The sequence below is a fragment of the Chitinophaga dinghuensis genome (assembly GCF_003259435.1).
Taxonomy (GTDB): domain Bacteria; phylum Bacteroidota; class Bacteroidia; order Chitinophagales; family Chitinophagaceae; genus Chitinophaga; species Chitinophaga dinghuensis.
Genome location: NZ_QLMA01000002.1, coordinates 317,629 through 331,577, shown reverse-complemented (window position 1 = coordinate 331,577; position 13,949 = coordinate 317,629). Strand labels below are relative to the sequence as shown.

The window sequence follows — 13,949 nt, the reverse complement described above, 5'->3', positions numbered from 1 at the left end:
CGGTAAGAGATTATAAAGATCGTTTTAGTTTTAGTAAGCATTGGGTTAGTATGCACATCCCTGCCTTTTCCTGGGCGGGGATTTTTTTTGCGTATATGCGTGAATGGATAGAGTGCGAAGGGGTTTCTCGCAAAGGCGCAAAGAGGCAAAGGATTATGTTTTGTTGTTTAATAAGCCCGCAATAAATACCATGGCTACTATTCCACTGATCAAATTATCCTGAAGTAAGAATATCCAATAGCATTTAAATCAACATAATACTATCATTAACTCCAGCGGTTACAGAACATTATCAACTGTTATTGTTATCTATCAATTATCTAACAACAAAATAAGCAACAACTCAACTTTGCGGCCTTTGCTTCTTTGCGCCTTTGCGTGAATGGATAGAGTGCGAAGGGGTTTCTCGCAAAGGCGCAAAGAGGCAAAGGATTATGTTTTGTTGTTTAATAAGCCCGCAATAAATACCATGGCTACTATTCCACTGATCAAATTATCCTGAAGTAAGAATATATACCGTAGTATTTAAATCAACATAATACTATCATTAACTCCAGCGGTTACAGAACATTATCAACTGTTATTGTTATCTATCAATTATCTAACAACAAAATAAGCAACAACTCAACTTTGCGGCCTTTGCTTCTTTGCGCCTTTGCGTGAAACCACCCGCATAAAAAAACCGGTGAAGAAATAATCTCCACCGGTTTATATCTTAAACATCTACTGATTATGCTTCAGCTTTGATGCTCTTTGCATATTTCTTACGCTCTTCCTCATCCAGGATGGTTTTACGCATACGGATGTAGTTAGGTGTAACCTCGATACACTCGTCATGCTGGATGTACTCCATGCATTCTTCCAGTGTCATCAGGGTTTTAGGAGCAATGTTGGTAGCAGCATCACTTCCGCTCGCACGCATGTTGGTCAGTTTCTTACCTTCATTCGCGTTTACTACCAGGTCACCAGGTTTGTTGTTCTCACCGATGATCATACCCTTGTACACTTCTTCTCCTGGATCTACGAAGAAGAAACCACGATCCTGCAGTTTATCCAGAGAGTAACCAGTAGTAGTACCTGCTTCTTTAGCAATCAGTACACCGTTGTTACGGCCAGGGATAGCTCCTTTCCAAGATTTATATTCGCTGAAACGGTGTGCCATTACTGCTTCACCAGCAGTAGCTGTCAGCATCTGCGTACGCAGACCGATCAGACCACGGGAAGGAATTTCAAACTCCAGGTGTTGCATTTCACCTTTTGTTTCCATGATCAGCATCTCACCTTTACGACGAGTTACCAGGTCAATTACTTTACTTGCAGATTCCTGAGGAACGTCTACCACCAGGATCTCATATGGTTCACATTTCTTACCGTCAATGTTCTTAACGATAACCTGTGGCTGACCTACTGTCAACTCATAACCTTCACGACGCATGGTCTCGATCAATACGCCTAAGTGCAGGATACCACGACCATATACCAGGAAGCTATCCGCATTGTCAGAATCAATAACGCGCAGCGCCAGGTTTTTCTCTGTTTCTTTAATCAGACGATCACGCAGGTGACGGCTGGTAACAAACTTACCATCTTTACCAAAGAATGGAGAGTTGTTAATACCGAACAACATGTTCATTGTAGGCTCATCTACACTGATAACTGGCAGTGCTTCTGGTTCTTCACCGTCAGCAATGGTGTCGCCAATGTTGAAACCTTCAATACCTACTACCGCACAAATATCACCAGCTACTACTTCAGTTACTTTTCTCTTACCCAGTGCTTCGAAAATGTACAGCTCACGAACTTTCTGTTTTTTCACAGTACCATCCGCCTGCATCAGATTCACCCACTGGTTTTCCTGAATAGAACCACGAGTTACTTTACCCACAGCAATACGACCCAGGAAAGAAGAGTAATCCAGAGAAGTAATCTGCAGCTGCAGGTTACCTTCTTTTACTTTAGGTTCCGGAACATACTGGAGAATACCATCCATCAATGGAGTGATATCTTCAGATGGAGTTAAAGAACTGTTGAACCAGCCATTCTTACCAGAACCATAGAAGGTTGGGAAGTTCAGCTGCTCTTCAGTTGCATCCAGGTTGAAGAACAATTCAAATACCGCATCATGCACCTCATCAGGGCGGCAGTTAGCCTTATCCACCTTGTTGATAACAACAATTGGTTTCAGATTCAGCTGTAATGCTTTCTGCAGTACGAAACGAGTCTGTGGCATAGGTCCTTCGAAGGCATCCACCAACAGGATAACACCATCAGCCATTTTCAATACGCGCTCTACCTCACCACCAAAGTCGGCGTGGCCCGGAGTATCGATCACATTAATCTTTGTACCCTTATACTCAACAGAAGCATTCTTACTGAAGATAGTGATACCACGCTCTCTTTCGAGATCGTTACTGTCCATGATCAACTCACCGGATTCCTGGTTCTCACGAAATACGTTCGTATGATGAAGGATTTTGTCCACCAGGGTAGTCTTACCGTGGTCTACGTGTGCAATAATAGCGATATTACGAATATTCATATACTTATGTCTTTAGCTATCAGCCATTAACAAATTTTACGCTAATAGCTACAAAAAGAAGGCGCAAAGGTACGAAAACCTGACGAGAATGAAATCCTCCAGCTTTAAATAAATGTAATCATTTGGTCATGTCGGGAAATAGGCTCACAATACGCTGATATACATCTGTTTATACGTAAATAATAGTAACGTATTCTTATAAAAAAGGGATAACTTTATTATAAACCTTTCCTGATGAGAAACTATATTTGCTCCCTCCTGCTGTTATTATTATATAACATAGCAAATGCCCAAAGTATCCCTGCTCAGGATGCCATGCTATCAGGCTATGAGTACCCATTCCCCGTTAAGTTTCTCCGCCTGCAGATACAGCAACAAACCCTCCGAATGGCCTATATGGATGTTCATCCCTCCCATCCCAATGGCAAAACAATAATGCTGCTTCATGGAAAAAATTTTTGCGGCGCCTACTGGGCTCAAACAGCCACCGACCTCAGCAATAAAGGCTATCGCGTCATCATTCCAGATCAAATAGGATTCGGAAAATCCTCCAAACCAGAACACTTCCAGTTCACTTTTCAACAACTGGCACTGAATACAAAAACATTACTCGATACCCTCGGTATCTCCAAACTGGCTGTACTGGGCCATTCTATGGGCGGCATGCTCGCTGTTAGATTCGCGCTCATGTATCCCCATGTTACAGAAAAACTAATACTGGAAAATCCGATCGGATTGGAAGACTGGAAGCTGAAAGTGCCCTATCAGTCAATAGATCAGTGGTATAAAGGAGAACTCCAACAAACCTATCAAACCATCAAACAATACCAGATGGACAGCTATTACGCCGGCAAATGGACACCAGAATACGATAAATGGGCCGCACTCCTTGCCAGCTGGACATCCAGCCCCGACTATCCCAAAGTAGCCTGGAACGCAGCACTCACCTACGATATGATCTTCACACAACCAGTATGTTATGAATTTGAACAGATACGGGTTCCTACATTATTGATTATAGGGCAACGCGACAGAACAGCCCTGGGAAAAGCAAGCGTATCTGAAGAAGTAAGAAAAACAATGGGCAACTACCCTGAACTGGGACGCAATGCTGCCAGACGCATACCCAACGCCCAATTGGTCCCCATTGATGGCGTGGGACATCTACCTCACATTGAAGCCTATACGCAGTTTATTAAACCCTTACTGGAATTTCTGAAAAAGTAATTACTTCATAAGTTTCACGACAAAGTCGAGCGCCGACTGATTGGCAGGATTTTCTATGGCGTCCGCGATATCCAGTTTTTCCCTGGACGTCAGGTGCCATGACAAAGCCGCGGCCTTATCCTGTCGTTGTGGTACATACTGAAAAATTACCCGATGGAATTTATTCGGGAAATAACCTTCCATATAGTTCACCAGATCATCCTGATCGAAGTCCTGCATAGCGGACCAGTGCTGCTGCATTGTAAACAGCGGCTCAAAAACCAGATCGCCCAGATCTTTGGTTTTCTTAATCGGTGTGATATCATTTTTGCGGGTATCTCGCAGCTGTAAGTAAATCACGCCGGAAGTATTTTCGTTTATCCATTCCCGAAAGGTATACAGATAGCGTAAGGTAGTCTGCTGGCCGAAGTTATCCCTGATACCGGCATCCATTACATCCACAATGGGATTGCTGGGCAGAAACGCATTGGGCAATACATAAGGGAATGTGGCACACATCCGGATGGCACTGGTGATACGTAAATCCAATGCATCCTGACGGGCAAAATATTGTGAGAAGTCCACCCCATCCACGTCTCTGACCTGGCGGGTAGGATATTTATATTGTGGCGCGCAGAGATAACTTACAGGCAAAGGAGAAATGATTAACCGACGTCCATCCGCATTGATAGTAGCGTTCCAGATCAGCATAGGGATTATCGCATTCAGTTCCGGAATACGATAATCCCGGATACTTTTATTCAACACATAGTCTGTATTCTGATTCAGTTGCATTTCAAAGGCATAACCACGGTCTTTTGCATAGTGATTAGCGCCTATTTTAAAACTCCAGACGGGGGCAATAAAATCATTCACCGCCATTGCCGTAAATACGGGGTTGAGCAAATCTTTGGAGACACGCTCTGCATAAATGGAATCGGTTAAACGAATTGGCTTTCCGAGGGTTTGCTGATAGTATAATTCCCGGAAATAAGTAGCGCCCATCATACCGCCGGAGGCGCCCGTCATAAGTACGGTATGTGGCATAAGTTGCCCGTGGAGGAGACTATCCAGCCGTTGTAAAACGTTGATTGTCCAGGTGGCAGAGCGGCTTCCTCCCCCACTGAAGTTCATTACAATCAGTGGCGGATTTTGATTTGCAGGGAATTTCGCCCTCCATTTCTTTAGCACTTCCAGGGTGAATTGTTTATCGCCATCGGCTCTTTCTTTGGTAAAGAACTGCTGTAAGGCTTGAGGACTATATTCCGGACGCCCTTGCTTCTCCCTATAATTCAGGCCATAGGCCTTATTTCTGTTATCTACAATATCATGTTCTACTAACCAGTTCAGCCCATAAAGAAGTACCAGTAAAATGGGGATAGACCAGGTTTGCAGCATATAAGAAAATGCTCCGGCCACTCCAATCAGGAATGCGAAAAATACTAATACGCTGGCCCCTGCTGGAATACGAAATATAGGGTGGTCCATCATACTGGCTAAGACCAACATAACAATCAGCGCGCATCCGACGGTAATCATTGCGGCAAAGTGGTGTTGTTTCAGGATGGAGTCCAGGTAATGCTTATTATAATGATCCACTTTCCGTGCCCGGCGTACCTTCCAGGGAGTAGAAAAATAGTTATTAACGGGTAATGCGTTTTCATCTGGCTCCTGCGTAGGTTTCAGAATAGTACGCAGGAATTGACGGGGGTTACCGAATCTCCGCTCTAATCTTCTGCCTATATTTTTATCTGCATTAAAGAAATAGAAGAAGGAGAAGAAAATGATAAAGAGTACGCCACTGATATAGCCTTCTCCCAGCAATAATATTTCCGGAATGGTACTGAGTTGTTCATAACGCTGATATTCCCATCCGCGGACAAGTACACAGAACAGGAAAGTGAGCGGAATAATGGAATTATTCAGGCAATAGCGGAAGAAAGGCTGAGAGGTGGTAGCCAGGAATTTAAACCGGCTGGTATGTAGAATGAAGGTGGTTATATGCCAGCTCATAATAAATGTGCCGGTCGCCATTCCAAGAATGGCAGTGCTATAAAAGTTCACTTTTCCTAAGTATTCCGGCGCCAGGAACAGGGCATCGCCGCCGAATACTTTGGCAAATCCTCCATTAATGGTGCTAAAGAGGATTACCCAGAAAACCAGCAATATCTGATACTTCCTGAAATGCAGGAGCAGCAGCTGAATAGGGAACGAATAGTATGTCTTTATAAGTAATAACTTCAACTTCATCAGACGATAATTACAAATAAAAATACGGATTTGCAATCATCCATCCGTATTTCATTCATGATTATGCTTTTCCTCTGCTCAGGAAATAGGTCCAAACGAGGGATAGCAGCAGCAACATACCAACGCCCTGATGCAAAATTGCGAAGGAAATTGGAATGTTCACCTGGCTATTCAACAGCGTCAGCACACCCAGCAGCACCTGCAATAATACCAGCACCAAAGGCAGGTAACGAATACCATGCAGGGCGGTGTGTGCGGGAACTTTTGCTGATTTTAGCCACCAGATTGCTACCAGTATAGTTATCAGGTAGGCAAGACCGCGGTGAATAAATTGAATGGTAATTGGATTATGGAAAATATCGTGGAAGAAATTACCACTGGAGAACATGCCGGTAGGCACCCATGCGCCATTGATATCTGGCCAGGTATTGGCATTCAGTGCAGCATGCAGTCCTGCCATGAAAGCGCCGTAGATCAATTGTACTACCAGTAAGCCCAGCAGCCAGCCATTCAGCTTGCGCAGACCTGGAACATATAATATTTGTTGCTGCTTCACGCTGAGGCGGAGCGCAAACCAGAATACGTAACATAATAATACCAGTGCAGAAATAAAGTGAATCGCCAGACGAATATGGTTTACACGGATATCTTCATTATTCAGGCCGCTCATTACCATGATCCAGCCAATAGCTCCTTGAAGCCCACCTAATGCAAAAAGTATCAGCATGGGATTGATCATACTCTGATCAATCTTCTTTTTGGCAATAAAATATATAAATGGGATAATAAATACCACGCCCATGAGCCTTGCCCAATCACGGTGGAACCATTCCCAGAAATAAATGGCTTTGAAATCAGAGATTGTGAAGTGATTATTTACCAGTTTATACTGTGCAATCTCTTTATATCCATCAAAAGCACGTTGCCAGGCCTCTTCATTCATTGGCGGAAAGGCGCCCAATAATGGCTGCCATTCTGTAATAGACAATCCAGAACCTGTCAGTCGGGTAATTCCTCCCAAGAGTACCTGCACAATCAGCATGCCCACGCCTATATATAACCATATGGCCACAGGGCGATTATTCTTCAATTGAACTGTTTCCATAAACGATGCGAAATTAGGACAGAAATCGACAATCGCTTCAATTTTCTCACATTATTTTAACAGCTGCTTAATATTGCCTTAACGCAGGCTTCAGATCTTTGCATCGAAAAGTTAAACGGCACCATTGTATTAGCTAATACTGCCCTATTTAAAGCACAAAACATTAAAAAATTAATGTCATGAAACTTGTTTTAGCTCCGAAAGTGAGATTGATCTTAACAGTGGCTATTTTGTTTAGCACATTTACCGCGATGGCCCAAGATAACGACTTCGCTTTCAACAAAGTAAACATTGCTAGCGTCGCTCCTGAAAACGGTAATCCAAAAGCAACCGTTAATATGGAACTGGCACAACAAAATCAAAATGCACTGCTCTTCAGATTGTCTGTGAACAATCCTGAAAATGAGAAGCTGACACTCTACATCAAAGACAAGAACAATTATACCCTTCTCAGAGAAATATTACCTGCAACTGCTAAATACGTAGGCAGCTATAATCTGGAATCCCTGGAAGATGGCAACTACTCCTTCGAAATCAGAAGTGGTAAAAACAAAGTAATGGAGAAAACTGTGGGAATCCACACATCCACCGTTGTTAACAGAAATGTATCTGTAGAGTAGTAATGGCTTTTACAGATAAAAAGTGAATGGGCTGACCAATTGATTGGTCAGCCCGTTTTTATGGTAAAATAGTTATGGCTTAAATCCTGCCGGCAGGCGGATATTATACTTTCTGGCAAACAGCTCCAGCGGCGGCAATCCTTTGCTATTACGACGTTCATTCACATGTTCCACATCTTCAATGTCGAGGAACTGGAATTCATTCGTGGAGCCAGGAACGGGAACGAATAAACAACCATAATGCTGCTTTTGTCCGATATGTACACACATTTCATCCGAAAGCTTTGCCAGGTTGGGTTCTTCGGATTTATTAAAATAAGTAAATACGGCCATCTCCGGCCAATACTTTTGCTGGGTTTGATAATCTGCTCGCTGTAAAAGCATCCATACCAGCTCATTTCCCTTCTTCCCTATTCGCTCTACGGAAGGATAATGCGCGACAAAAGCAGCATCAGATAAAATTTCGATGATCGTTTTCATATAGACGCTATCATCTTTTTTTACCTGCCTTTCTATAGCGGCTATTTGGGGAGATTGCAAGCCCTCTTTTCTTTTGATGGAATCGGCCATCACGGCTAAATGTTTGTACGCATCATAGATACTATCCAATTTTATTTTCAATGGTTTGTCCCACCAGGATTCAATATCTCTGCGTTTATCCACGACCTGTCTGCGAATATTGGCCCATTTAGCAGAATCGTTTCGGAGTGGTTGCAGCTCCGCCACTTTCTCGAGGTTTTGCATATTTGTATATCCGAAGTTGATGCTCGCCTGTAATAACAAATAGGCTTTTTCAAGGTCTCCAGTCTTCATCGTACACCTCGCAAACTGGAGAAAATCCTGATCTGTCATTCTTCCGGTGCCCATTCGATAGGCAGTGTCCATTTTCTCTGCTGCCAGCTTATAGTTCCCGGCTTTCAGAAGGGAGTCCCCCTCAGCGAGGAGGTAGTAATAATTTTGAGCAGAAAGAGATAATGGAAAAAGGATCAACAGGGATAAATAAAAAACCCTTCTCATAGCATTCGGTTTATCTATAAAAATAACGGTTGCCGGTGAAGGGTCATTGCATGAATCGGCGCCAGGTGAAAAAAAAGAAGACGGCCGTGGTGGCCGTCTCCCTACAACATATTTATAACAAGCTACTTATTTCATCATGGCTTCATAAAAAGTATCCATCATCTTTCCTCTTGTATTCAATACAGATAACTTCGTATTGGCGCCACCGTTAGGATAAACGCGATTGCTGAGGAAAATGAAGGCCAATCCTGTTGACGGGTCCGCCCAAACGCAAGTACCTGTGAATCCAGTATGACCGAATACAGCACCTGTAGCATATCTGGAAGGATAAGGTTCTGTACGGCTGGCATTGTTTTTCTCTGTTTTATCAAACCCAAGGCCACGGCGACTGATATTACTACTATATCCAGTGAATAAATCCACTGTTTCCGGTCTGAAATATTGTTTACCCTTGAATGTGCCTTTATTCAGGAGCATTTGGAAAATCACACCTAAATCGTGAGCGTCAGAGAACAGACCTGCATGACCGGCTACTCCTCCAAACATCGCAGCGGTAGGGTCATGTACATCTCCGCGTAGCAGTTGTCTCCTGTAAGTAAATTCATTTTCCGTCGGTACAATCTGCGACAAAGGGAAACGTTCTCTTGGAAGAAACCCTGTAGTTTCCAATCCTAACGGAGTATAGAATGTTTCCTGCACATAATCGTTCAGCGGTTTGCCAGACAGCTGTTCAACAATGCGTCCGAGGAAGAGGAAATCCAGATCGCTGTAAACATAGCCTTGAGAAGGCGTCAGCTTACTATCCAGGATTTTTCTCCAGAGCGTATCCTTGTAGGTGTCCATCAGGTAAAGACCTTCCGCTACACGGGTATTGAATCCCGGACCTGGAATATTATGAAAAATAGTACTGTCGGGTATTCCGGCAGCATTGACGAGATCTTTATAAAAAGGAATATAAGGTACCAGACCTGCCTGATGGAGCAGCACATCCCGCACTTTCAGTTTCGCTTTATCAGAGCCCTGTGTGAAAGGAAGATAAGTACCCAGCGTTTCATCCAGTTGCAACTTGCCTTCATCATAGAGTTTCATGATGGAAATGGTAGTAGCGCAGACTTTCGTCACGGAAGCCAGGTCGTAAATGGATTTAGGCGTTACCGGTTCCCGGCGGTTATACTCGTAGTGACCGTATACTCTGTTGAAAACCACTTTCCCGTTTTTCACTGCCAGCACTTCACAACCAGGAGCGGCGCCACGGCCGATCATGTCATTGGCGTATGCATCTATTTTCAGCAAGGTTTGCGCATTCAGTCCCTCTGACTCAGGTGTTGCTGTTGGTAAGGTAGTATACTGATTTAATTTATAGGTGACGCCAGCCCCTGAAGGATAAGACGGACACACGGTTACAGGCAGTTTGCCTTCCGGAGCCAGTTTACCGAACAGGATATCAGCAGCCACTTTCTGGGTGGTGCTATCATCTTCATATGCAGCGAGGATATGCGGCGCTTCACAGAAATATTGAATGGCGTAAGGATTTCCAAATACGACAGTAGCAGATGGCAATTCCTGTTGTAACTGACGGATAATCAGTCGCTGTGCCAATGACAATCCAAAATTATTTGCAGGACGGCGACTGTAATTATGTACACTGATAATTACAGCTTTATAATCTCTGTGAATTCTGGAAACGATGGGAGCAATCTGATCTACACTTTGACGGCCGGTGAAGATAAAAGCATCTGTACCTGGTTTGGCCGCTTTTATCGCCTCAATAAAAGCGTTGTTGGAATCCGCTCCTACTGCCACTACTGCGATTTTTTGTTGAGTTACAGAAGGCGAGAATGGAATAAGTTTATCATCGTTACTCAGTAAAGTGATCGCTTTTTCTGCAATTCTTCTGCGCAGGGAGTCTGTTTTAGCATTGATATCTTCCGTGATATTGCGGGTATCGATTACTTGTGGTTTATTCAGTCCCAGATTGTATTTGGCGCGGAGTACGCGTTTCACGCGTTCATCCACTTCGCTTTGGGTGATCAGTCCTTTTTTGATGCCTTTGCGAATGGCGTCTACACTACCTTTTGCAGTGGACGGAAGGATCATCAGGTCGTTGCCTGCGAGGAGCGACTGCAGGGATTCCTGGCCTTTTGTATAAAATTTCGCGATGCCTTTCATTTCCAGCGCATCGGTGATGGTCAGTCCTTTAAAGCCCAGTTCTTCCCGCAGTAGTTTGGTCACTGCTTTATAGGAAATAGAAGTAGGCGTATTGGGTTTATTATCTATAGCCGGAATGTAGAGGTGGCCGATCATGATGGACTGTACGCCGGCTGCAATGGCGGCACGGAATGGAAATAGTTCCAGGGAGTCCAGCTGTTTGCGGGTTTTATTGATGGTAGGCAGGTCCAGGTGCGAATCCACATTGGTATCGCCATGGCCGGGGAAATGTTTAGCATTGGCCATGATGCCATTGTCCTGCATTCCTTTGATGGTGGCAACGCCTAAGCGGGCTACCTGGTATTTATCTTCTCCGTACGAGCGATCATTGATAACCGGGTTATTCGGGTTATTATTCACGTCCATATCGGGAGCATAGTCAACATGTATGCCGATGCGTTTGCACTGTTCCGCCAGGATTTTTCCGTATTCGTAGGCCAGTGCGGTATCTCTGGTGGCGCCGAGCATCATATTTCTTGGCAGTGAGATGACGCTGTCCAGGCGCATACCGAGTCCCCATTCTCCGTCAATAGATACGAGGAGAGGCACTTTGGAGATGGATTGGTAATAGTTGGTCAGGTTGGCTTCCCTGATGGGGCCCCCTTGGAAGAAGATTACGCCACCTACTTTAGTTTCCTGTATATCTTTAACGACGGCGTTGATATGATCCTGTCCAAGATTAGAGTGGGCGCGGATTACAATCAACTGTGCGATTCTTTCATCAGGAGTGAGCGAATTAAAAACACTGTCTGCCCATGCAGTGGCAGGGTCCTGTATTTGAATAGCATTTTCCGTTTTCCGTTTGTTTTTCTTTTTCGTGGGCGCCGAGGGCGGTACAGGAACCGCGCTCCCGGTCAGCATGAGTCCCGTTAGTCCAGCAACCAGTAATTGTCTCATCATGCTATAAACTTACAAATTCTGGAGGACTAAATCCAGTGGCAATCAACTAATTATTAATATTAATTATATGATTTTGTTGAATAGGAAGTTTCTTATTAAATTTAAGATATACCATTGAAGATAATTCAGTGATTCCACTGCGAAATTGAAATGTATTTAGTATTTTTTGAAAAATTTTCAAATTTTTTAATCAATCGTAATTTTAGTTACCAATACATTCAATTGTTTGTTATATTTGCAACCTTGCGAGTTTAGTAAGTAAGATTAATATTAAACATGGTCAATCTCATTTTATTTGGCCCTCCCGGTAGCGGCAAGGGCACTCAAAGTGCTAAGATTATTGATAAATACGGGTTGCTTCACCTGTCTACTGGCGATTTGCTTCGTCATGAGATTGGTAACAAGACTCCTTTGGGTCTGGAAGCGCAAAAATTCATGGACCAGGGTTTACTGGTACCTGATGAGGTAGTAATTGGTATGATCAGCTCCAAGCTGGACGCCAATCCGGATGCCCGTGGATTCATCTTTGACGGCTTCCCACGTACTACTGCTCAGGCAGAAGCGCTGGACAAACTGCTTGCTTTGAAGAAAACGGCTATTTCTGTAGTACTTTCTCTGGAAGTACCTGAAGAAGAGCTGATTAAACGTCTGCTCAACCGTGGTCTTACATCCAATCGTCCGGACGATGCATCAGAAGATGTAGTAAAAGCCCGTATTGTAGAATATCATAATAAAACTGCCCCTGTAGCAGACCATTATGCGAAATTTGGCAAGTTCAAGAAGGTAAAAGGAGATGGTACTGTAGAGGAAATCTTTGATCTTCTGTCAAAAGAAATCGACGAACTGCTGGGGGAGAAGGTATAAACCCTTGCGGGTAAAGGCTTTCAACAACTTATATACAACGCAAAGATTGTTGGTATGCGGCATTTAGCACCTAAGACTGTGCTATTTACGTAAACTTCACGATCTTTGCGTTTTATTTTATGGTAGTGTCAGGGGATACTGCCTCTTAAAAACAAGGTCAAAAGTGGAAAAAGCGAACTTCGTAGATTATATCCGTGTATTTTGTAAATCAGGTAAAGGCGGCGCGGGCAGTATGCACTTCATGCGTACCAAATTCAACGCACAGGCTGGCCCTGACGGTGGTGACGGCGGCAGAGGAGGCCATATCATCCTCCGCGGAAACTCGCAGCTATGGACCTTACTCCACCTTCGCTGGCATAAAATGCTGTTGGCGGAAAATGGAGAAAATGGTAGTGGCGATAACTGTACCGGACGTTTCGGACAGGATATTATCATCGAAGTACCTTTAGGAACGGTAGCCCGTGATGAAGAAACCGGCGAAGTAGAAGCTGAAATCCTCCATGATGGCCAGGAACTTATCTGGCTGCCTGGTGGCCAGGGCGGAAAGGGAAACGCTTACTTTAAATCCGCCACCAACCAAACGCCGGAATATGCCCAACCAGGTATGCAAGGCATCGAAGGCTGGAAAGTAGTAGAACTGAAAGTACTGGCAGATGTTGGTCTCGTAGGATTCCCAAATGCCGGAAAATCCACCCTCCTCTCTACTATTACCGCCGCAAAACCTAAAGTGGCAGATTATGCGTTTACAACGCTCACACCACAACTGGGAATGGTAGACTATCGTGATAATAAATCATTCTGTATCGCCGATCTCCCAGGTATCATCGAAGGCGCACACGAAGGAAAAGGCCTCGGCCATCGCTTCTTACGCCATATCGAAAGAAACTCCGTATTACTATTCCTCATTCCTGCAGACAGTGCCGATCACCGCAAAGAATTCGACGTGCTCGTCAGTGAACTGGAACAATATAATCCTGAATTGCTCGACAAACAGTTTCTCCTGGCCATCAGCAAAAGCGATATGCTGGACGATGAACTGAAAGATGCTATCTCTGCCGAATTACCAGCAGACGTGCCACATGTTTTCATTTCATCCGTTACCAACCAGGGCCTCACCGAACTGAAAGACATTCTCTGGAATGCCCTGTCCGATGCCAACAACGTGGAAAGTCCTGATCAAACAGATGCTGAATAACTGTTGCAGACAACGAGGATCATAAAACTAATCCAGTAAAGTTTT

Annotated in this window: 9 protein-coding genes; 4 read left to right on the top strand and 5 right to left on the bottom strand. The window is 44.0% G+C overall.

All coding sequences use genetic code 11. The annotated features are described in order from the left end of the window. Positions 1-730: 730 nt before the first annotated feature. Entirely contained in the window at positions 731-2,539 is a 1,809-nt protein-coding gene (gene typA / locus CLV59_RS06595; protein ID WP_111591225.1) for a translational GTPase TypA, read from the bottom strand. Positions 2,540-2,773: 234 nt separating this feature from the next. Between typA and CLV59_RS06590 the strand changes: the two genes are divergently transcribed. Next, positions 2,774-3,766 (top strand): alpha/beta fold hydrolase, encoded by a 993-nt coding sequence (locus CLV59_RS06590; protein WP_111591224.1) that lies wholly within the window; start codon positions 2,774-2,776, stop codon positions 3,764-3,766. Here the strand turns inward: CLV59_RS06590 and CLV59_RS06585 are convergent, their stop codons facing one another. Then, positions 3,767-5,995, bottom strand: a complete 2,229-nt coding sequence (locus CLV59_RS06585) for a patatin-like phospholipase family protein (protein ID WP_111591223.1) — start codon at positions 5,993-5,995, stop codon at positions 3,767-3,769. A 61-nt stretch (positions 5,996-6,056) separates the two neighbouring features. Further along, on the bottom strand, positions 6,057-7,100 hold the full coding sequence (locus CLV59_RS06580) for a COX15/CtaA family protein (protein ID WP_111591222.1): 1,044 nt from the start codon (positions 7,098-7,100) through the stop codon (positions 6,057-6,059). 179 nt (positions 7,101-7,279) lie between these two features. Here CLV59_RS06580 and CLV59_RS06575 point away from each other — a divergent pair, with 179 nt between their 5' ends. Beyond that, on the top strand, positions 7,280-7,720 hold the full coding sequence (locus CLV59_RS06575) for a hypothetical protein (protein WP_111591221.1): 441 nt from the start codon (positions 7,280-7,282) through the stop codon (positions 7,718-7,720). Between the two features lie 72 nt (positions 7,721-7,792). On the opposite strand, the gene CLV59_RS06570 is transcribed toward CLV59_RS06575, so the two are convergent. Both CLV59_RS06570 and CLV59_RS06565 read right to left on the bottom strand, forming a co-directional pair. Next, entirely contained in the window at positions 7,793-8,737 is a 945-nt protein-coding gene (locus tag CLV59_RS06570) for a hypothetical protein (protein ID WP_111591220.1), read from the bottom strand. Between the two features lie 126 nt (positions 8,738-8,863). Continuing rightward, positions 8,864-11,845 carry a glycoside hydrolase family 3 N-terminal domain-containing protein gene (locus CLV59_RS06565; protein ID WP_111591219.1) on the bottom strand — a complete coding sequence of 994 codons (2,982 nt, stop codon included), beginning with the start codon at positions 11,843-11,845 and terminating at the stop codon, positions 8,864-8,866. Between the two features lie 276 nt (positions 11,846-12,121). Here CLV59_RS06565 and CLV59_RS06560 point away from each other — a divergent pair, with 276 nt between their 5' ends. Beyond that, on the top strand, positions 12,122-12,709 hold the full coding sequence (locus tag CLV59_RS06560) for an adenylate kinase (protein WP_111591218.1): 588 nt from the start codon (positions 12,122-12,124) through the stop codon (positions 12,707-12,709). A 163-nt stretch (positions 12,710-12,872) separates the two neighbouring features. Beyond that, positions 12,873-13,904 carry a GTPase ObgE gene (gene obgE / locus CLV59_RS06555; RefSeq protein ID WP_111591217.1) on the top strand — a complete coding sequence of 344 codons (1,032 nt, stop codon included), beginning with the start codon at positions 12,873-12,875 and terminating at the stop codon, positions 13,902-13,904. Positions 13,905-13,949: the final 45 nt, after the last annotated feature.